At 70.1% G+C, this 18,350-nt stretch carries 20 protein-coding genes; 10 read left to right on the top strand and 10 right to left on the bottom strand.

Annotation, left to right across the window (positions count from 1 at the left end):
* Positions 1-6: 6 nt before the first annotated feature.
* From ACG10_RS06565 to ACG10_RS06585, 5 genes are all read right to left on the bottom strand, one after another.
* Positions 7-1,344, bottom strand: coding sequence for a sensor histidine kinase (locus tag ACG10_RS06565; protein ID WP_089167602.1), 1,338 nt, complete (start codon positions 1,342-1,344; stop codon positions 7-9).
* A 65-nt stretch (positions 1,345-1,409) separates the two neighbouring features.
* Positions 1,410-1,871, bottom strand: a complete 462-nt coding sequence (locus ACG10_RS06570; RefSeq protein ID WP_089167603.1) for a hypothetical protein — start codon at positions 1,869-1,871, stop codon at positions 1,410-1,412.
* A 109-nt stretch (positions 1,872-1,980) separates the two neighbouring features.
* Positions 1,981-2,658 carry a response regulator transcription factor gene (locus tag ACG10_RS06575; RefSeq protein ID WP_089167604.1) on the bottom strand — a complete coding sequence of 226 codons (678 nt, stop codon included), beginning with the start codon at positions 2,656-2,658 and terminating at the stop codon, positions 1,981-1,983.
* A gap of 12 nt (positions 2,659-2,670) precedes the next feature.
* Positions 2,671-2,970: a YciI family protein gene (locus tag ACG10_RS06580; RefSeq protein WP_089167605.1), complete on the bottom strand. Its 300-nt coding sequence runs from the start codon at positions 2,968-2,970 to the stop codon at positions 2,671-2,673.
* A gap of 1 nt (position 2,971) precedes the next feature.
* Positions 2,972-3,571: a septation protein A gene (locus ACG10_RS06585; RefSeq protein ID WP_089167606.1), complete on the bottom strand. Its 600-nt coding sequence runs from the start codon at positions 3,569-3,571 to the stop codon at positions 2,972-2,974.
* Positions 3,572-3,637: 66 nt separating this feature from the next.
* On the opposite strand from ACG10_RS06585, the gene ACG10_RS06590 reads away from it, so the two are divergent.
* The 6 genes from ACG10_RS06590 (at position 3,638) to ACG10_RS06615 (ending at position 9,635) form a co-directional block, all read left to right on the top strand.
* Positions 3,638-4,501 carry a PHP domain-containing protein gene (locus ACG10_RS06590; protein WP_089167607.1) on the top strand — a complete coding sequence of 288 codons (864 nt, stop codon included), beginning with the start codon at positions 3,638-3,640 and terminating at the stop codon, positions 4,499-4,501.
* Positions 4,502-4,514: 13 nt separating this feature from the next.
* Positions 4,515-5,144 carry an L-threonylcarbamoyladenylate synthase gene (locus tag ACG10_RS06595; RefSeq protein ID WP_089167608.1) on the top strand — a complete coding sequence of 210 codons (630 nt, stop codon included), beginning with the start codon at positions 4,515-4,517 and terminating at the stop codon, positions 5,142-5,144.
* Positions 5,145-5,177: 33 nt separating this feature from the next.
* The gene (locus ACG10_RS06600; protein WP_039807988.1) at positions 5,178-6,017 is read left to right on the top strand and encodes a segregation and condensation protein A; all 840 of its coding nucleotides are present in this window, start codon (positions 5,178-5,180) and stop codon (positions 6,015-6,017) included.
* On the top strand, positions 6,014-6,757 hold the full coding sequence (gene scpB / locus ACG10_RS06605; protein ID WP_089167609.1) for an SMC-Scp complex subunit ScpB: 744 nt from the start codon (positions 6,014-6,016) through the stop codon (positions 6,755-6,757). The genes ACG10_RS06600 and scpB overlap by 4 nt, the downstream gene beginning before the upstream one ends.
* An 86-nt stretch (positions 6,758-6,843) precedes the next feature.
* Complete coding sequence (gene edd, locus ACG10_RS06610) at positions 6,844-8,670, top strand: phosphogluconate dehydratase (RefSeq protein ID WP_089167610.1); 1,827 nt, start codon at positions 6,844-6,846, stop codon at positions 8,668-8,670.
* Entirely contained in the window at positions 8,667-9,635 is a 969-nt protein-coding gene (locus tag ACG10_RS06615) for a glucokinase (RefSeq protein WP_089167611.1), read from the top strand. Before edd ends, ACG10_RS06615 begins: the two co-directional genes overlap by 4 nt.
* Before the next feature lie 19 nt (positions 9,636-9,654).
* Here ACG10_RS06615 and ACG10_RS06620 read toward each other — a convergent pair whose 3' ends face one another.
* Positions 9,655-10,521, bottom strand: coding sequence for a MurR/RpiR family transcriptional regulator (locus ACG10_RS06620; protein ID WP_089167612.1), 867 nt, complete (start codon positions 10,519-10,521; stop codon positions 9,655-9,657).
* Positions 10,522-10,697: 176 nt separating this feature from the next.
* On the opposite strand from ACG10_RS06620, the gene pgl reads away from it, so the two are divergent.
* From pgl to rluB, 3 genes are all read left to right on the top strand, one after another.
* Entirely contained in the window at positions 10,698-11,414 is a 717-nt protein-coding gene (pgl, locus tag ACG10_RS06625; RefSeq protein WP_089167613.1) for a 6-phosphogluconolactonase, read from the top strand.
* Positions 11,415-11,443: 29 nt separating this feature from the next.
* Entirely contained in the window at positions 11,444-12,082 is a 639-nt protein-coding gene (locus tag ACG10_RS06630; protein WP_089169803.1) for a bifunctional 4-hydroxy-2-oxoglutarate aldolase/2-dehydro-3-deoxy-phosphogluconate aldolase, read from the top strand.
* 87 nt (positions 12,083-12,169) lie between these two features.
* Complete coding sequence (rluB, locus tag ACG10_RS06635) at positions 12,170-13,375, top strand: 23S rRNA pseudouridine(2605) synthase RluB (RefSeq protein WP_089167614.1); 1,206 nt, start codon at positions 12,170-12,172, stop codon at positions 13,373-13,375.
* An 18-nt stretch (positions 13,376-13,393) separates the two neighbouring features.
* On the opposite strand, the gene ACG10_RS06640 is transcribed toward rluB, so the two are convergent.
* The 4 genes from ACG10_RS06640 to ACG10_RS06655 form a co-directional block, all read right to left on the bottom strand.
* Positions 13,394-14,152: a YciK family oxidoreductase gene (locus ACG10_RS06640; RefSeq protein WP_039805199.1), complete on the bottom strand. Its 759-nt coding sequence runs from the start codon at positions 14,150-14,152 to the stop codon at positions 13,394-13,396.
* A gap of 127 nt (positions 14,153-14,279) precedes the next feature.
* Positions 14,280-14,951: an N-acetylmuramic acid 6-phosphate phosphatase MupP gene (gene mupP / locus ACG10_RS06645; RefSeq protein ID WP_089167615.1), complete on the bottom strand. Its 672-nt coding sequence runs from the start codon at positions 14,949-14,951 to the stop codon at positions 14,280-14,282.
* A 7-nt stretch (positions 14,952-14,958) separates the two neighbouring features.
* A complete protein-coding gene (gene ubiG / locus ACG10_RS06650) occupies positions 14,959-15,657 on the bottom strand; it encodes a bifunctional 2-polyprenyl-6-hydroxyphenol methylase/3-demethylubiquinol 3-O-methyltransferase UbiG (protein WP_089167616.1) in 699 nt (232 codons plus the stop codon).
* Between the two features lie 91 nt (positions 15,658-15,748).
* Positions 15,749-17,086, bottom strand: a complete 1,338-nt coding sequence (locus tag ACG10_RS06655; RefSeq protein WP_089167617.1) for a TRZ/ATZ family hydrolase — start codon at positions 17,084-17,086, stop codon at positions 15,749-15,751.
* Positions 17,087-17,198: 112 nt separating this feature from the next.
* On the opposite strand from ACG10_RS06655, the gene mtnA reads away from it, so the two are divergent.
* Entirely contained in the window at positions 17,199-18,275 is a 1,077-nt protein-coding gene (mtnA, locus tag ACG10_RS06660; protein ID WP_089167618.1) for an S-methyl-5-thioribose-1-phosphate isomerase, read from the top strand.
* Positions 18,276-18,350: the final 75 nt, after the last annotated feature.

An 18,350-nucleotide genomic window follows, 5' to 3' on the forward strand; every position in this document is an offset into this window, starting at 1 on the left:
GGCGGCTCAGCGGGGCGTGCTCAGCGGCAGGTCCAGGGTGGCGACGAAACCACCGTCCGGATGGTTGGCGAGGAGCAGCTGGCCGTTGTGGCGTTCCGCGGCGCGCCGGGCGATGGCCAGGCCCAGTCCGTGGCCGGCCGCGCTCTGGCCGGGCGCGCGGTAGAAGGGTTCGCCCAGGCGGGCCAGGTGCTCCGGTGCTACGCCCGGACCGTGATCGCGCACGCTGAGCAGCAGATGCTCGCCCTGGCGTTCGGCGCGGATTTCCACCGGCTGGTCCGCCGGACTGAAGCGCAGGGCATTGCGCAGCAGGTTGTCCAGCGCCCGTTCGAGCATGTCCGGCCAGCCCGACAGGTCGAGTCCGGGCGCCAGTTCGCTGCGGATTTCCCGTCCCTTGGCGCTGAGGGCATAGTCATTGCGCAGGCGTGCGAGCAGTTCGGCCAGGTCGAACGGGCGCGCCGTGCCGGAGTCGGCATCGAGGCGCGCCAGGGTGAGGATCTCGCCGATCAGCGCCTCCAGGCGGTCGCATTCCTGGATCAGGCGCGGCCACAGGCGGGCGCGCTCTTCGGCGTCGGCGCGCTCGGCCAGGGCCAGGGCGATGCGCAGCCGCGCCAGCGGCGAGCGCAGTTCGTGGGAGACGTCGCGCAGCAGCTGGCGCTGGCTGCCGATCAGGCTCTGCAGGCGCGCGCCCATGCGGTTGAAGTCGCGGGCCAGCACGCCCAGTTCGTCGCGCCGGTTGGCCAGGCGCGCCAGGCTGTTCTGCTGGTAGCTGGTCTGCCCGAGGTCATGTACGGCGCGGCGCAGGCGGTTCAGCGGACGGGTGATCGAGACGGTCAGCAGCAGGCTGAACAGGGTCAGCACCACCAGGGCGATGAGCAGGGCGCTGAGCGGCCAGAGCAGGCTGTCGTGGCGCCAGGCCTTCAGCTCCTCGTGGGGAATCCGGTAGATGAAGAAGTAGGTCTGCCCGCTCTCCGGGCTGGTGTATTCCTGGCTCAGCTGGCGCCAGGGAAAGCGCGGCAGGGGCGGGGGGCCGCCGAACTCGGGCGGTGGCGGCGGCCGACGGTGCCGGGCGAGGTCGCGGCTGGACAGGTGGCGGCCGGTCTCGTCCAGCACCTGGACGGAGACGCGGTACTGCTCGCGGTTCTCGTCCAGCAGGGGCTGTGCGGCCAGCGCCCCCTGAGCCTCGTAGCGCTCCGTCCAGCGCCTGGCGAGATCCTGCATGCCGGGATGGCGGGCGATGATCCAGGCATCGTTGTTCAGTGCCCGGCCGAGCAGCATGGACAGGCCGGCGACCAGCGCCAGGGCCAGCCAGAATGCCGCGAGGACTCGCCAGAAGAGTGAACGCATGGGAAACCCGGTGCTGCGGAGGGCGAAAGCCGAACCGCCTGGCCGGCGGTTCGGCGGGGAAAGGCTTACTGCGGCTTGCCTTCCTTCTCGGCCTTCCACTTGCGGAATTCTTCCCACTCGGCGCGGCGTTTTTCCTGCTCGGCCTTGCGCTCGTCGAAGGCCTTCAGCTGCTCCGGCGTCAGCTGGTCGCGGAAGGTCTTGTCGGCCTTGTCGCGGCTGGCCTGCAGTTCTTTCTGCATGGCCTCCTTGTCGGCCTCGGACAGCTTGTCCAGGTAGCGCTGGGTGATCTCGCGCTTCTCCTGGGCGGCTTCCTGGTAGGCCTTGTGCATGGTCTTGCGCTGTTCGGGGTTCAGGTTGAACCCGTGCATGCCGCCCATCTTCCCGGGCATTCCGGCCATGCCGTCCGCCCCTTTATGGTAATAGTCGGAGCCCATGTCGCAGGCCGGCCCCCGCTCGCCGTGTTCGGCGGCGATCGCGGCGGCGGGCAGGGCGGCGGCGAGCAGCAGCATGGAAAGAGTCTTGCGCATGGTGTGTCTCCTCAGTAGTGCGGGATCGGCTGTGTGCCGGACGATTTCAGTCTAGAGAGTGCAGGGTCAGGTGCGGTCAGGCGAGGGTAAAGGCTAGGTAAAGGCGCCTTCAGAGACTGTAGTAGTAGCCGCGGCTGCGCAGGGCGAGGATGCGCGGACTGCCGTCCGGGTGGGGGCCGAGCTTCTTGCGCAGGTTGCTGACATGCATGTCCAGGCTGCGGTCGTAGAGGGTCAGTTTGCGGCCGAGGGCCAGTTGCGCCAGGCTCTGCTTGTCCACCGGCTCGCCGGGCTGGCGCAGCAGGGCTTCGAGCAGGCGGCTCTCGGAGGCGGTGAGGGCGATCTCGTGGCCGCCGATGTCGACCACCCCGCGCGCCGTGCTGAAGCACAGGTCGCCCAGCTCCAGCTGGCTGGAAGCCGCCGGCGGCTGGCTGCGGCGCAGCACGGCGCGCAGGCGGGCGGTCAGTTCGCGCGGATCGCAGGGCTTGGCCAGGTAGTCGTCGGCGCCGAGCTCCAGGCCGAGGATGCGGTCCAGCGGCTCGCCGCGGGCGGAGAGCATCAGCACCGGCAGGTCCGGATAGTCGCCGCGCAGCTGCTTGAGCAGCTCGAGGCCGGAGCCGTCGGGCAGCATGACGTCCAGCACCACGGCATCTGGGGTCTTTTCGGCGAGGGCGATGCGGGCGTCGTGGCCGTCATGGCTGGCGCGCACCTGGAAGCCTTCCTGGCCCAGCCAACTGGCCAGCAGCTCGCACAGCTCGCGGTCGTCGTCAATCAGCAGCAGTTCGCTCATGGCGGCGCCGGGTCAGGGCAGGACCTTGTTGAAGGGCTTGACCTTGACGTCGGCATACACGCCGGCGGCGCAGTAGGGGTCAGCCTCGGCCCAGCTGCGGGCGGCCTCCAGGGAGTCGAACTCGGCGACCACCAGGCTGCCGCTGAAGCCGGCCGGGCCGGGGGCGGGGCTGTCCACCGCCGGGTGCGGGCCGGCCAGCACCAGGCGGCCTTCTTCCTTCAGTTGCTGCAGGCGGGCGAGGTGGGCGGGACGAGCGCCCCGGCGCTTGTCCAGGGAGTTTGCCGCGTCGGTGGCGATGATGGCGTAGAGCATGTCAGTCCTTGGATTTGGCGGCGGATTCGGTGTTGTGTTCATGCATGTGGCGGGCGAGGAAGATCCCCTGGCCGACCAGGAACAGGACGGTCATGCCCAGGCTGCCGAATACTTTGAAGTCGACCCAGAAGTCGTGGAAGGTGAAAGCGACGAACAGGTTGGCGCAGCCGCTGAACACGAAGAACGCCACCCAGGCGAGGTTCAGGCGCGTCCACAGCGGCGCCGGCAGGCTGACCGCGTGACCCATGATGCGCTGGATCAGCGGGCGGTCGCCGATGAAGTGGCTGGCGGCGAAGCCCAGGGCGAACAGCCAGTTGACCACCGGCGCCTTCCACTTGAGGAAGGTCTCGCTGTGGAAGGTCAGGGTCATGCCGCCGAACACCAGGCAGGCGAGCAGGGTGATCCACTGGCCCTTTTCCAGGCGGCGCTGGGCCAGGAACAGGGCGCCATAGACCAGCAGCGAGGCGAGGATCAGTACCGCGGTGGCGCTGAAGATGCCGCCGAGGGTGAAGGTGTGGCCGGCCAGTTCGACGGCGCGGGGCTCCAGCTTGTAGACGATGAAAAAGAGAATCAGCGGGATGAAATCGATGAATTGTTTCACTGTGGCAGCCAGACGCGGGATGTGGCGGCATAATAACAAACCTCGACAGACGCGAAAGCCAGCCCCATGAAGGTCGATCTGCACTGCCACAGTACCGCTTCCGACGGCGCCCTGAGCCCCGCCGAGGTGGTTCGCCGCGCCCACGGACGCGGCGTCCGGCTGCTGGCGCTGACCGACCACGACACCCTGGACGGCCTCCCCGAGGCGCAGGCCGCCAGCGCCGGGCTGGACATCGAGCTGATCAACGGCATCGAGTTGTCCGCCCTGTGGGGCGGGGCCACCGTGCACGTGCTCGGCTACGCCTTCGCCAGCGATGCACCGGCGTTGCGCCAGGCCCTCGCCGGGCTGCAGGAGGGCCGCTGGCAGCGGGCTTCGGAGATCGCCCGGCGGCTGGCCGGCAAGGGCATGGACGGGGCCCTGGAGGGCGCCCGGGCGGTGCAGCGCGAGCTGGGTGACAGCGACAACGCGCCGGCGCGCCCGCACTTCGCCGAGTTCCTGGTGCGTGCCGGGCATGCCCGGGACCGCGCGGAGGCCTTCCACAAGTGGCTGGGCGCGGGCAAGCTGGGCGACATCAAGCAGTATTGGCCGAGCCTCGAGCAGGCGGTCGACACCCTGCGCGCGGCCGGCGCCTGGATCAGCCTGGCGCATCCCTGGCACTACGACTTCACCCGCAGCAAGCGGCGCCGTCTGGTCGGCGACTTCATCCACGCCGGCGGCCATGCGCTGGAGGTCAGCAACGGTCTGCAGCCGGCCGAGCAGACCGGCAGTCTGGCCATCCTGGTTCGCGAATTCGGTCTGCTGGCCAGCGCCGGCAGTGATTTCCATGCCCCCGACACCTGGTCCGAGCTGGGGCTGTACCGCCCGCTGCCGGACGATCTGCCGCTTCTCTGGACGCGTTTCCCCCATGTCCATCGCTGCGCCGCCCTCTGAACAGGGAATCCATGTGAGTCAGTACTTCCAGATCCATCCGGAAAACCCCCAGCTGCGCCTGATTCGCCAGGCCGTGGAAATCGTCCGCGGCGGCGGGGTGATCGCCTATCCCACCGATGCCTCCTACGCGCTCGGCTGCCTGCTCGGCAACAAGGCCGGCCTGGAGCGCATCCGCCGCCTGCGCCAGCTGGACGACCGGCACAACTTCACCCTGGTGTGCAGCGACCTCTCGCAGCTGAGCCTGTTCGCCCGGGTCGACACCGGCGCCTTCCGCCTGCTCAAGACCTGGACCCCGGGACCCTACACCTTCATCCTCAGCGCCAGCCGCGAGGTGCCGCGGATCATGCTGCATCCCAAGCGGCGCACCGTCGGCCTGCGCATCCCGGCCAATCCGATCGCCCAGGCCCTGCTGGCGGAGCTCGGCGAACCGTTGATGAGCGCCAGCCTGATCCTGCCCGGCGAAACGCTTCCGCTGAGCGACCCGGCGGAGATGCGCCGGCGCCTCGAACACCACGTCGACCTGATCATCGACGGCGGCGCCGGCACGCTGGAAGCCTCCACCGTGGTCAGCCTGCTCGACAGCGAGCCCGAGGTGCTGCGCGTCGGCTGCGGCGACCCGGCGCCCTTCGCCGGCGAAGCCTGAGTCTTGCGCCGCCCAGTGCCGGCCGGCGAGTCCATGCCGGACGAAGCCAGCGCCGCCCCTGAAGCCGACGCAAGCGAGGAGCCGCCCTTCGCGTTGATCTACGGACAGGCGCTGACCGAGCTGCCGCAGGATCTGTACATCCCGCCGGATGCCCTGGAGGTGTTCCTCGAGGCCTTCGAGGGGCCGCTCGATCTGCTGCTCTACCTGATCCGTCGGCAGAACATCGACATCCTCGACATTCCGGTGGCCGAGATCACCCGCCAGTACATGGGCTACGTCGAGCTGATGAAGGTCGCGCGCCTGGAGCTGGCCGCCGAATACCTGGTGATGGCCGCCATGCTCGCCGAGATCAAGTCGCGCATGCTGCTGCCGCGCCCGGCGCAGGCCGAGGAGGACGAGGAGGACCCGCGCGCCGAGCTGATCCGCCGCCTGCAGGAGTACGAGCGCTTCAAGAGCGCCGCCGAGGAACTCGACGGCCTGCCGCGGGTCGGTCGTGAACTGCACCCGGCGCAGCTGGAGGCGCCGCAGGCGCGGGTGCGCCGCCTGCTGCCGACGGTCGGCCTGGACGAGCTGCTGCTGGCCATGGCCGAGGTGCTGCGTCGCGCCGACCTGTTCGAGAGTCACCAGATCACCCGCGAGGTGCTGTCCACCCGCGAGCGCATGAGCGAGGTGCTGGAACGTCTGCGCGATGGCCATTTCGTGCCCTTCGTGCAGCTGTTCCGCGCCGAGGAGGGGCGCCTGGGGGTGGTGGTGACCTTCATGGCGGTGCTCGAGCTGATCAAGGAGTCGCTGGTCGAGCTGGTGCAGACCGAACCCTTCGCGCCCATCCATGTGCGCCTGCGCGGCGACGAGCCTTCGGGAGAGACGGCATGAACCTGAACGATCCGGCCGAACTGGCCGTGCTGCTGGAAGCCTGGCTGCTCGCCGCCGGCCGGCCGTTGTCGCTGGAGCACCTCGGCGAGCTGTTCGAGGAGGCCGAGCGCCCCGAGCCGGCCCGCCTGCGCGACGCCCTGGCGATCCTCGCGGGCTCCTGCCGGGGCCGCGCCTTCGAGCTGAAGGAGGTGGCCTCCGGCTATCGCCTGCAGGTTCGCGAGCGCTTTGCGCCCTGGGTCGGGCGTCTCTGGGAGGAGCGGCCGCAGCGCTACTCGCGGGCCTTGCTGGAAACCCTGGCGCTGATCGCCTACCGCCAGCCGATCAGCCGCGGCGAGATCGAGGAGGTGCGCGGCGTGGCGGTGAGCAGCAGCATCATCAAGACCCTGCAGGAGCGCGAGTGGATACGGGTGGTCGGCTACCGCGAGGTGCCCGGCCGGCCGGCACTGTTCGCCACCACCCGCGCCTTCCTCGACCATTTCAACCTGAAGAGCCTCGACGAGCTGCCGCCGATGGCGGTCCTGCGCAGCCTGGAGCCCGGGCCGGACGCTACTGCGGTAGACGACGAGCCCTCGCCGGCCGGCCTGCCGGTGCGCGGTGACCCGGCCGGGCAGACCAGCTTCCGCAGCCTGCTGGCCGAGCTGGATGCCATGGAGCAGGGCCTCAAGAGCGACTTCGACGACCTGCCGGAGGCGGATGCCGCGGGCGATGCCGGTCTGGAGCGGACGGCGGACGACTCCTGAGCGGGGCGGCGGCGCAGCCGCCTGTGGCTTGTTCATTTTCCGGCCCTGGGCCTAAATGAATGGTGACCAGCCAGAGGGCGTCCGCTATGCATCCCCGAGTTCTCGAAGTCACCCGGCGGCTGACCGAGCGCAGCCGCGCCACCCGCGAGCGCTATCTCGAGCAGATGCGCCGTGCCGCCGCCGAGGGGCCGTCGCGCACCAAGCTGCCTTGCGCCAACTTCGCCCACGGCGTGGCCGCCTGCGGCGAGGACGACAAGCAGCGTCTGCGTCTGGCTGATCAGGTCGACGTGGCCATCGTCTCGGCCTACAACGACATGCTCTCGGCGCACCAGCCCTATCAGCATTTTCCGCCGATCATCAAGGCCGCCCTGCAGGAGATCGGCGCGGTCGGCCAGTTCGCCGGCGGGGTGCCGGCGATGTGCGACGGCGTCACCCAGGGCGAGGCGGGGATGGAGCTGAGCCTGGCCAGCCGCGACGTGATCGCCATGGCCACCGCGGTGGCATTGTCCCACAACCTGTTCGATGCGGCGCTGTGCCTGGGGATCTGCGACAAAATCGTCCCCGGCCTGGTGATCGGCGCGCTGCGCTTCGGCCATCTGCCGTTCCTCTTCGTGCCCGGCGGGCCGATGACCTCGGGCCTCTCCAACAAGGAGAAGGCCGAGACCCGCCAGCGCTACGCCGAGGGCAAGGCCAGCCGCGCCGAGCTGCTCGATTCGGAGATGAAGTCCTATCACGGCCCCGGAACCTGCACCTTCTACGGCACCGCCAACACCAACCAGGTGCTGATGGACGTGATCGGCCTGCACCTGCCGGGCGCCGCCTTCGTCAACCCGTATACGCCGCTGCGCGACGAGCTGACCCGCGAGGCGGCCCGCCAGGTGACGCGGCTGACCCGGCAGGCCGGCGACTACCTGCCGCTCTGCGAGGTCTTTGACGAGAAAGCGGTGGTCAACGCGGTGGTGGCGCTGCTCGCCACCGGCGGCTCGACCAACCACAGCCTGCACCTGCCGGCCATGGCCCAGGCTGCCGGCATCCGCCTGACCTGGCAGGACATGGCCGAGCTGTCCGAGGTAGTGCCGCTGATCGCCAGGGTCTATCCCAACGGCCAGGCCGACGTGAACCACTTCCATGCCGCCGGCGGCACGCCCTTCCTGATCCGCGAGCTGCTCGGCGCCGGGCTCTTGCACGAGGACGTCAACACCGTGCTGGGCCGCGGGCTTTCCCGCTACAGCCAGGAGCCGTTCCTCGAGGAGGGCCGGCTGGTCTGGCGCGAAGGCCCGCAGCAGAGCCTCGACGAAGACGTCCTGCGCCCGGCGGCCCGGCCGTTCTCCGTCGAAGGCGGCCTGCGCGTGCTGCAGGGCAATCTCGGCCGCGGGGTGATCAAGGTCTCCGCGGTGGCGCCGGAGCACCGGGTGGTCGAGGCGCCCGCGCGGGTATTCGCCGACCAGGCCGAGCTGGCCGCGGCCTTCCAGGCCGGCGAGCTGGAGCGCGATCTGGTGGCGGTGGTGCGCTTCCAGGGCCCGAAGGCCAACGGCATGCCCGAGCTGCACAAGCTCACCCCCTACCTCGGGGTGCTGCAGGACCGCGGCTACCGCGTCGCGCTGGTCACCGACGGGCGCATGTCCGGGGCCTCCGGCAAGATTCCGGCGGCCATCCACGTCTGTCCCGAGGCGCAGGAGGGCGGACCGCTGGCCCGGCTGCGCGACGGCGACCCGATTCGCCTGGACGGCGAGCGCGGCACGCTGGACGTGCTGCTGCCGGCGGAGGAATGGGCGGCGCGGGAGACGCTCGCGCCGCCGGAGGATGCCGGCGTGGGCTGCGGCCGCGAGCTGTTCGCCTTCATGCGCGCGGCCTTCAGTTCGGCCGAGGAGGGCGCCTGCGTGTTCACCGGGCGTCTCGGGACCCTCGAATGAGGCTGGCCCTGATCGCCGACATCGGTGGCACCCATGTGCGCTTCGCCCTCTGGCGGGATGGCCGGCCGCAGGCGCTGCGGGTGCTGGCCACGGGCGACTATCCCGGCCCGGAAGAGGCGATCCGCGCCTATCTCGCCGAACGGGGGCTGCCGCCGGATGCACTGGAGACGGCCTGCCTGGCCTGCGCCGGTCCGGTGCAGGGCGACCGGTTCCGCCTGACCAACAACCACTGGCAGTTCGGCCGCCTGGCGCTCACCCATGCGCTGGGCCTGCGCCAGCTGCTGGTGATCAACGACTTCGCCGCCATGGCCCTGGGCATGACCGCCCTGGCCGACCACGAGCGGCTGACCATCCGCCCCGGTCAGGCCGCGACCGGCTGCCCCCGGCTGGTGCTGGGGCCGGGCACCGGGCTCGGCGTCAGCGCCCTGCTGCCGGACGGCGCGGGCGGCTGGCGGGTGCTGCCGGGCGAGGGCGGGCATGTCGACCTGCCGCTCGGCAGCGCCCGCGAGGTGGCGCTGTGGCAGGTGATGCAGCGCGAACTCGGCCACGTTTCCGCGGAAAGCGTGCTCAGCGGCGGCGGCCTGCTGCGGCTGTACCGCGCCAGCTGCGTCCTCGATGGACGGGCGCCGCAGTTCGATTCGGCCGCCGCGGTGAGCGCCGCGGCACTGGCCGGGGAGGCCGGCGCGGCGGCGATGCTGGAGCAGTTCTGCTGCTGGCTGGGACGGGTCGCCGGCAACCACGCGCTGACCCTGGGCGCGCGCGGCGGGGTCTATCTGGCCGGCGGCATGCTGCCGCATTTCGCCGGCTTCCTGCAGGGCAGCGGCTTCGCCCGCTGCTTCGTCGACAAGGGGGTGATGAGCGACTACCTGGAGGACATCCCGGTCTGGCTGGCGACGGCCGAGCAGCCCGGCCTGCTGGGCGCCGGGCTGGCCCTGCAGGCGTGGCTGGAGCGCTCGCCTGCTTGACCCCCTGCGTCCTGGGCGGTCACTCCTCGGTCACTTCGTCGTCGGTCGGGTAGCGGGTCTGCGCCAGGCTTTCCTTGATCTTGCGCAGGTGCGTCTGGAAGTCGGTGCCGCGGCGCAGGGTCACGCCGGCGGCCAGCACGTCGAGCACGGTGAGCTGGATGATCCGCGAGGACATCGGCATGTAGATGTCGGTGTTTTCCTGGAGTGGAACGTCCAGGCTGTGGCTGCAGGCCCTGGCCAGCGGCGAGCCGGCAGCGGTCAGGCCGAGCACCGAGGCGCCGTTGCTGCGAGCCAGGTGCGCCACCTCGACCAGCTCTCGGGTGCGCCCGGTGTAGGAGATGACCACGAAGAGGTCGCCGGTATGGGCCACCGAGGCGAGCATGCGCTGCATCAGCACGTCGCTCTGCGCCGCTACGGCCAGATTGAAGCGGAAGAACTTGTACTGCGCGTCCAGGGCCACCGAGGCGGAGGCGCCGAGGCCGAAGAAGTGGATCTGCCGGGCCTGGATCAGCAGGTCGACGGCCCGGTCGACGCTCTGCGGGTCGAGTCCCTGGCAGGCGTTGTCGAGGGCAGCGATGGTGCTGCCGAAGATCTTGCGCGTGTAGGTGGCGGGACCGTCGTCCGCCGCCACCGCCTGGCTGACATAGGCGGCGCCGCTGGCCAGGCTCTGCGCCAACTGGATCTTCAGCGCCGGGTAGCCACTGGCGTCGAGGGAGCGGCAGAAGCGGTTGACGGTCGGTTCGCTGACGCCGGCCGCCTGGGCCAGGGCGGCGATGCTCAGACCCATGACCTGTTGCGGGTCCTGCAGAATGACCTCGGCGACCTTGCGCTCGGCCTTGTTCAGATCGTCGAGGCGCCCCTGGATCTGTTCGAGGAAATTTCTCATGACGTTTCCCTGTCCTTAATCTGGAGGGCTTTTCTGCGTTTTACAAGACTTGGTAGTTTTATTACAACAGAGGCCGGGGAAATTCCCGCTGAAGGGGGGATTTTCTTTTCTAAGCTGGTAAAAAGTACATTCAATGCAACGGGCACTCACCGAGAGGGCCGATACGGGGATTTTCTATGTCTATTCATGCAGTTGGGTTGCCCCCGGGAATAGCCACCCATGAGCTGGCCGATGCCGAAGGGTTGGCGGCGGCCATGGCCCGGCAGGTGGCGGACGCCCTGCGGGCGGCCATCGACACGCAGAGGCGGGCGACCCTGGTGGTGTCCGGCGGACGCAGCCCGGTCGCCTTCTTCGAGCGGCTGGCCGAGCAGGCGCTGGACTGGCAGCGGGTGACGATCGGTCTGGCCGACGAGCGCTGGGTGCCGCTCGGCCATCCGGATAACAATGCCGGTCTGGTGGAGCGCCATCTGCTGCGTGGCCAGGCGGCGCAGGCGCAGTTTGTCGGGCTCTACCGGCCGGCCGAGTCCCTGGAGGCGGCGGCGCAGCTGGCCGACGCGGCGCTGGCCGGGCTGCCCCAGCCGATCGACGTGCTGGTGCTGGGCATGGGCGAGGACGGCCACACCGCGTCGCTGTTCCCCGGCAGCCCGAACCTGGCCGCGGCGCTCGATCCCGGCTGTCCGCGCCGCTGCCTGCCGATGCTGGCGCCGAGCGTGCCGCACCAGCGCCTGACGCTGAGCCTGCCGCTGCTGGCCGCGGCCCGGCTGACCCTGCTGCAGATCCAGGGCGGGGCCAAGCTGGCCACCCTGCGCGCCGCGCTGGCCGGCGAGGATGTCCTGCAGATGCCGATCCGCGCCTTCCTGCATTCTCCCCTCGAGGTCTACTGGTGCCCCTGAGCGCCGAGGAGCGTCGCATGTCCGTCCCGATGGCCGAGAAGATCGCCCGCCTCGACACTCTCTGCGCCCAGGCGCGGATCCTGCCGGTGGTCACCGTGCGCCAGGCGGCGCACATCCTGCCGCTGGCCGATGCCCTGGCCGCCGGCGGCCTGCGCACCCTGGAGATCACCCTGCGCTCGGAGCACGGGTTGACGGCCATCCGTACCCTGCGCCGGGAGCGGCCGCAGCTATGCGTCGGCGTCGGCACCGTGCTCGATGCGCGGATGCTGGCCGAGGCCGAAGCCGCCGGGGCGCAGTTCGTGGTCAGCCCCGGCTGCACCGCGGAGCTGCTCCAGGCCGGCCTGGAAAGCCCGCTGCCGCTGTTGCCCGGGGCCAGCAGCGCCTCCGACCTGATGCTCGGCCACAGCCTGGGCTACCGGCGCTTCAAGCTGTTCCCGGCGGAGGTCTGCGGCGGCGTGGCGGCCTTGAAGGCCTTCTTCGCGCCCTTTCCCGGCATCCGTTTCTGCCCCACAGGCGGCATCCGTCCAGGCAACCTCCGGGAATACATGGCGCAGCCCAACGTGATCTGCGTGGGCGGCTCCTGGATGCTCGACGGCGAGGCCATGGCGCGCGGCGACTGGGCGAGCATCGAGCGTCTGGCCGCCGAGGCCGTGGCCCTGCTCGACTGAGCCCGGCGGGCGGATGCGCCCCGCCGGCGATGCGCGTATGATGCGCGCCCCCATTCAAGCGGAACCGATACACCGGGAGGTGCCCAGATGAGCGAACATAAAGAGAATTCCCTGCCTGCCGCCCAGGGCGAGAAGCTGCAGAAGGTGCTGGCGCGCATGGGACTCGGCTCCCGGCGCGAGGTCGAGACGCGGATCACCGAGGGCCGGGTGCTGGTCAACGGGGTGGTCGCCACGCTCGGCCAGCGCGTTGGCCGCAACGACGCCATCGCCCTCGACGGTCGTCTGCTCAGGCGCGAGGAAGCCGCCGAAGCGCTGCGCCGCGTGCTGATCTATAACAAGCCCGAGGGCGAGATCTGCACCCGCAACGACCCGGAAGGCCGGCCGACCGTGTTCGACCGCCTGCCGCGCCTGAAGGACGGCCGCTGGATCAACATCGGCCGGCTCGACATCAACACCACCGGCCTGCTGCTGTTCACCACCGACGGCGAGCTAGCCAACCGGCTGATGCATCCCTCCTACGAAATGGACCGCGAGTATGCGGTGCGCGTGCGCGGCGAGGTCACCGAGGAAATGCTCGAAACCCTCAAGCGCGGGGTGATGCTGGAGGACGGTCCGGCGCGCTTCACCGACATCAAGGAGGCGCCTGGCGGCGAGGGCCTCAACCGCTGGTTCCACTGCGTGGTGATGGAAGGCCGCAACCGCGAGGTGCGCCGCCTGTGGGAGTCGCAAGGGGTGGTGGTGAGCCGGCTGAAGCGGGTGCGTTTCGGTCCGGTGTTCATGACCGCCGACCTGTCCGTGGGTCGCTGGCGGGAGATGACCCAGGGCGAGGTGGACGTCCTCGGCAGCGAGGTGGGTCTGGAGCCGGTGGCGCTGCCGGAAATGAAGCCGAAGTTCCGCGAGAAGATCGAGCGCCTGCAGCGCAAGTCGGCCAAGCCGGTCGGCCGCAGCGGGTCGCGCGAGCGGGTGCTGCGTCCGGCCCATGAGGGCGCAGAGGCACAGGAGCGCCGCGCCCCGCGCCGGCCGAAGGAGGAGCAGGCACCGCGCGGCCGCGGCACGCCGGTCGCCGAGCGTCCGGCCGAATCGGCGCGCAAGCGGCCGGGGCGGCCGGCCGGAGAGCGCCCGTCCACCGAGCCCGCTCGCAAGCGTCCGGGCAAGCCGTCCGGCGAGCGGCCGCCCGTCGAGCTGGCCGAGCGGCCGGCGCGCAAGCCCAGGCCGGCACCGGCGCCGACCAAGCGCCGCAGTCCGCCGGCCGGCGAGGGCCAGCGTCCGGGCTTCGGCCGCAAGCGTCCCTGAGGGACGCCGCGCGACGGATCAGGGCATGTTCGACGTCTGCTGGGCGTCGAACGCCTGGCCGTTGACGCCCTTGCTGTCCGGTCCCATCAGGTACAGGTAGACCGGCATGATCTCTTCCGGCCCCGGCCGGCTCATCGGGTTTTCCCCGGGGTAGGCCTGGGCGCGCATGTCGGTGCGGGTGCCGCCGGGGTTGACGCTGTTGGCGCGCACCGCGCAGGTGCCTTCGACCTCGTCGGCAAGCACCTGCATCAGGCCCTCGGTGGCGAACTTCGACACCGCGTAGGCGCCCCAGTAGGCGCGTCCCTTGCGGCCGACGCTGCTGGACGTGAACAGCACCGAGGCGTCCTCGGAAAGCTTGAGCAGCGGCAGCAGGGTGCTGGTGAGCATGAACTCGGCGTTCACGTTGATCTGCATGACGCGCATGAAGTGGTCGCCGGAAAGCTGCTCCAGCGGCGTGCGCGGGCCGAGGATCGAGGCGTTGTGAAGCAGGCCGTCGAGGTGGCCGAATTCGCGCTCGATGGTCGCCGCCAGTTCGTCGTACTGGTGCGGCAGGGCGGTTTCCAGGTTGAGGGGAATCACCACCGGCTGCGGATATCCGGCGGCCTCGATCTCGTCGTAGACCCGGTTGAGGTGCTCTTCGGTCTTGCCCAGCAGCAGCACGGTGGCGCCGTGGGCGGCGAAGGTCCTGGCGGCAGCCGCGCCGATGCCGCGTCCGGCGCCGGTGACCAGGATGATGCGGTCCTTCAGCAGGTCGGGACGGGCGGTGTATTGGAACATGGGAATCTCCTATGGAGAACGGCAGATTCGTGGAGGACTGGCGAGGCGCAGCCTGCCGGGCGGTCCCTCGCGGTGCCGCGGGCGGGCTACCTCGCCGTGCGGTCGGCGCAGCCTGTGGACTGGCGGCTCAGCATGAACAGAGCGCGCGATCGAGGACTGTGCGCAGGTCGAGCGGATGGTCCACCACCACGTCGGCGCCCCAGTGGCCGGGGTTGTCGTCCGGATGGATGTAACCGTAGCGCACCGCGGCGGTGCGGGTGCCGGCGGCGCGGCCCGACTCGATGTCGCGCAGGTCGTCGCCGACGAACAGGACGCTGGCCGGCTCCAGGCCGAGCCGGCTGCAGGCGAGGATCATGGGCTCCGGGTCGGGCTTGCTGTTCTTCACGTGGTCCGGACAGATCAGCAGGGCCGAGCGTTCGGCCAGTCCCAGGCGCTGCATGATCGGCTCGGCGAAGCGCAGCGGCTTGTTGGTCACCACGCCCCACAGCAGCCGGGCCCGCTCGATGTCGGCCAGCAGCTCCTCCATGCCCGGATAGGGGCGGGTGAACACCGCGCAGTGCTCCTGATAGCGTTCGAGGAACTCCAGGCGCAGGGGCTCGAATTCGGCGGCGGACGGGTCCAGAGCGAAGGCCGCCATGATCATCGCCCGGGCGCCGCCGGAGACGACGTGGCGGATGGCGCGCTCGTCGGCCGGCGGCAGGCCGCGGTCGGCGCGCATGGCCTGGATGATGGCGATGAAGTCCGGCGCCGTGTCGAGCAGGGTGCCGTCCATGTCGAAGAGGACCGCTCGTAGAGTCATTGCAGGTTCATTCCTCGCGCAGGGTCTGGATCATGTAGTTGACGTCGACGTCCGTGCCCAGCTTGTAGTGGCGGGTCAGCGGGTTGTAGGTCAGGCCGACGATGTCCTCGACCGCCAGGCCGCTGGCGCGGCACCAGGCGCCCAGTTCGGAGGGGCGGATGAATTTCTTGAAGTCGTGGGTGCCGCGTGGCAGCAGCTTGAGCAGGTACTCGGCGCCGACGATCGCCAGCAGGTAGGCCTTGGGATTGCGGTTGATGGTCGAGAAGAACACCTGGCCGCCGGGCTTGACCAGGGTGTGGCAGGCATGGATCACCGAGGCCGGATCGGGCACGTGCTCGAGCATCTCCAGGCAGGTGACCACGTCGAACTGGCCGGGCATCTCCGCCGCCAGCGCCTCGACGGTGCTCTGCCGGTAATCCACCTCGACGCCGGACTCCAGCTGGTGCAGGCGGGCCACGGCGAGCGGTGCCTCGCCCATGTCGATGGCGGTCACCGTGGCGCCGCGCAGGGCCATGGCCTCGCTGAGGATGCCGCCGCCGCAACCGACGTCGAGCACCTTCTTGCCGGCCAGGCGGACGTGCTCCTCGATCCAGTTGACCCGCAGCGGATTGATCTCGTGCAGCGGCTTGAACTCGCTCTCGCGGTCCCACCAGCGGTGAGCCAGGGCTTCGAATTTGGCGATTTCGGCGTGGTCGACGTTGCTCATCAGTTATTCCGTGGTTGTCGGGCGGTAACACTGTGCCAGCTTTGCCGGAGACATGGAGTGCGTGCCCAGTGTCGGTTTGTCGCGGGCGGGGTCAGCGGGCGCTGTCCGCGGCGCTGATGCGCCGACCCCATTCGCGGGCCTTGTCCTTCAGTCGCTCCTCGTCCAGGCGGGTCAGGCGGCCATCCTCGAGCAGCTGCCGGCCGCCGACCCAGAGGTGCCGCACGCAGTCCCGGCCGCTGGCGTAGATCAGTTGCGACACCGGATCGTAGATCGGCTGCTGGGCCAGTCCGGAGAGGTCGAAGGCGACCAGGTCGGCAGACTTGCCGGGCTCCAGGGAGCCGGTCTCGGCGTCGAGGCCGAGGGCGCGGGCGCCGTTCAGGGTGGCCATGCGCAACGCGCGATGAGCGTCCAAGGCGGTGGCCGAGCCGGCGACCCCCTTGGCCAGCAGGGCGGCGGTGCGGATTTCGCCGAGCAGGTCGAGGTCGTTGTTGCTTGCCGCACCATCGGTGCCGATGGCCACGTTCACGCCGGCCAGCCAGAGGCGCTCCACCGGGCAGAAGCCGCTGGCCAGCTTGAGGTTGGACTCCGGGCAGTGGATCACGCTGCTGTTGCTCTCCACCAGCAGGGCCAGGTCCTCGTCGTCGAGCTGGGTCACATGCACCGCCTGGAAACGCGGGCCGAGCAGGCCGCGACGGGCCAGGCGGGTCAAGGGGCGCACGCCGTCGCGCTCGATGGCCCGGGCGATCTCGTGGGAGGTCTCGTGGACGTGCATGTGGATCGCCGCATCCAACTCCTCGGCGAGTATGCGCACGCTCTCCAGCGTTTCGTCGCTCACCGAATAGGGCGCGTGAGGACCGAAGGCGACGCGGATCCGCGGATGATGGCGGAGGTCGTCGAACAGCGCGACGCCCTTGCGCAGCGCCTCGCCGGCATCGCGGGCGCCGGGGGTCGGAAAGTCCAGCACCGGGATGCACAGCTGTGCGCGGATGCCGCTCTGATGGATGGGGTCGCTGGCGATTTCCGGGTGGAAGTACATGTCCGAGAAGCAGCCGATGCCGCCCTTGAGCTGTTCGGCGATGGCCAGTTCGGTGCCGTCGCGGACGAAGTCCTCGTTCACCCAGCGGGCCTCGGCCGGCCAGATATGCTTTTCCAGCCAGGTCATCAGCGGCAGGTCGTCGGCCAGGCCGCGGAACAGGGTCATCGCCGCATGGCCGTGGGCGTTCACCAGGCTGGGGGCGAGCAGCATGCCGGGCAGCTCGCGGACTTCCCGGGCGGCATGGCGCAGCGCGATGTCGCGGGGCGCGAGCAGGGCGATGCGCCCGTCGCGGATGCCCAGTGCGTGATCGTGCAGCACGACGCCGGCGGGCTCGACCGGCACCAGCCAGGTCGGCAGGAGCAGCAGGTCGAGCGGGGCTGTGGCGTCAGGCATGGCGGGGGTCCTTCAATCAGTTATTTCAATAGGATGCAGTATACCCGAGCGCTGTTTTGGGGCGCTCGTTATAATCCGCACCTTTTTCGTTTCCTGAACTGCGAGGTGTCCCATGCGCGAGCGATTGCTGGCTGCGGAGAAAATCAAGGCCATCGAATGGCGGGACGGCACTTTGCATCTGCTCGACCAGCGCCTGCTGCCGCTGGAGGAAACCTGGCGCACCTACGATTCCGCGGTCGGGGTGGCCGGGGCGATCCGCGACATGGTGGTGCGCGGCGCGCCGGCGATCGGCATCAGCGCCGCCTACGGCGTGGTGCTGGGCGCGCGCCAGCGGCTGGCGGCTGGCAGCGACTGGCGCGCGGCCTTGGAGGAGGATTTCCGGGTACTGGCCGAGTCGCGGCCGACCGCGGTCAACCTGTTCTGGGCGCTGGACCGCATGCGCGAGCGCCTGGCGCGGCTGAAGGAGGGCGAGGACGTGCTGGCGGCGCTGGAGGCCGAGGCGGTGGGCATCCATGAAAGCGATCGCGAGGCCAACCTGACCATGGCCCAGCTCGGCGTCGAACTGATCCGCAAGCACAGCGGCAAACCCCAGGCGCTCTTGACCCACTGCAATACCGGCGCGCTGGCCACCGGCGGCTTCGGCACCGCCCTCGGCGTGATCCGTGCGGCCCATCTGGATGGACTGGTCGAGCGGGTCTATGCCGACGAGACCCGGCCCTGGCTGCAGGGTTCGCGCCTGACCGCCTGGGAACTGGCCGAGGAGGGCGTGCCGGTGAGTCTGAACGTGGACGGCGCGGCGGCCCATCTGATGAAGACCAGGGGCATCACCTGGGTGATCGTCGGTGCCGACCGGATCACCGCCGAGGGCGATGTGGCCAACAAGATCGGCACCTACCAGCTGGCGGTGGTGGCCATGCACCACGGCGTGCGCTTCATGGTGGTGGCGCCCAGCTCGACCATCGACATGTCGCTGCAGGGTGGCGAGGAGATTCCCATCGAGGAGCGCGACGGGCGCGAGCTGCTGGAGGTCGGCGGCAAGCGCGTGGCCGCCGCGGTGGAGGCGGTCAATCCGGTGTTCGACGTTACCCCGGCCGATCTGATCGACGCCATCGTCACCGAGCGGGGCGTGGTCGAGCGGCCGAACGCGGCCAAGATGGCCGAGCTCATGAGCCGCAAGCGGCTGCACTGAGTGCCGGCGGCAGGCGGACGCCCGCTGCGGCGTTCCGGCTTCCGTCTGCCGCGCATGGCGTGCAGCCTGCGCCCC

This window comes from Azotobacter chroococcum (assembly GCF_002220155.1).
Lineage (GTDB): Bacteria > Pseudomonadota > Gammaproteobacteria > Pseudomonadales > Pseudomonadaceae > Azotobacter > Azotobacter chroococcum.

Bases quoted from the DNA above. Each gene is read 5' to 3' on its own strand.
- ACG10_RS06565 (WP_089167602.1), bottom strand. From the start codon at position 1,344: ATGCGTTCACTCTTCTGGCGAGTCCTCGCGGCATTCTGGCTGGCCCTG.
- ACG10_RS06570 (WP_089167603.1), bottom strand. From the start codon at position 1,871: ATGCGCAAGACTCTTTCCATGCTGCTGCTCGCCGCCGCCCTGCCCGCC.
- ACG10_RS06575 (WP_089167604.1), bottom strand. From the start codon at position 2,658: ATGAGCGAACTGCTGCTGATTGACGACGACCGCGAGCTGTGCGAGCTG.
- ACG10_RS06580 (WP_089167605.1), bottom strand. From the start codon at position 2,970: ATGCTCTACGCCATCATCGCCACCGACGCGGCAAACTCCCTGGACAAG.
- ACG10_RS06590 (WP_089167607.1), top strand. From the start codon at position 3,638: ATGAAGGTCGATCTGCACTGCCACAGTACCGCTTCCGACGGCGCCCTG.
- ACG10_RS06600 (WP_039807988.1), top strand. From the start codon at position 5,178: ATGCCGGACGAAGCCAGCGCCGCCCCTGAAGCCGACGCAAGCGAGGAG.
- scpB (WP_089167609.1), top strand. From the start codon at position 6,014: ATGAACCTGAACGATCCGGCCGAACTGGCCGTGCTGCTGGAAGCCTGG.
- edd (WP_089167610.1), top strand. From the start codon at position 6,844: ATGCATCCCCGAGTTCTCGAAGTCACCCGGCGGCTGACCGAGCGCAGC.
- ACG10_RS06615 (WP_089167611.1), top strand. From the start codon at position 8,667: ATGAGGCTGGCCCTGATCGCCGACATCGGTGGCACCCATGTGCGCTTC.
- ACG10_RS06620 (WP_089167612.1), bottom strand. From the start codon at position 10,521: ATGAGAAATTTCCTCGAACAGATCCAGGGGCGCCTCGACGATCTGAAC.
- pgl (WP_089167613.1), top strand. From the start codon at position 10,698: ATGTCTATTCATGCAGTTGGGTTGCCCCCGGGAATAGCCACCCATGAG.
- ACG10_RS06630 (WP_089169803.1), top strand. From the start codon at position 11,444: ATGGCCGAGAAGATCGCCCGCCTCGACACTCTCTGCGCCCAGGCGCGG.
- rluB (WP_089167614.1), top strand. From the start codon at position 12,170: ATGAGCGAACATAAAGAGAATTCCCTGCCTGCCGCCCAGGGCGAGAAG.
- ACG10_RS06640 (WP_039805199.1), bottom strand. From the start codon at position 14,152: ATGTTCCAATACACCGCCCGTCCCGACCTGCTGAAGGACCGCATCATC.
- mupP (WP_089167615.1), bottom strand. From the start codon at position 14,951: ATGACTCTACGAGCGGTCCTCTTCGACATGGACGGCACCCTGCTCGAC.
- ubiG (WP_089167616.1), bottom strand. From the start codon at position 15,657: ATGAGCAACGTCGACCACGCCGAAATCGCCAAATTCGAAGCCCTGGCT.
- ACG10_RS06655 (WP_089167617.1), bottom strand. From the start codon at position 17,086: ATGCCTGACGCCACAGCCCCGCTCGACCTGCTGCTCCTGCCGACCTGG.
- mtnA (WP_089167618.1), top strand. From the start codon at position 17,199: ATGCGCGAGCGATTGCTGGCTGCGGAGAAAATCAAGGCCATCGAATGG.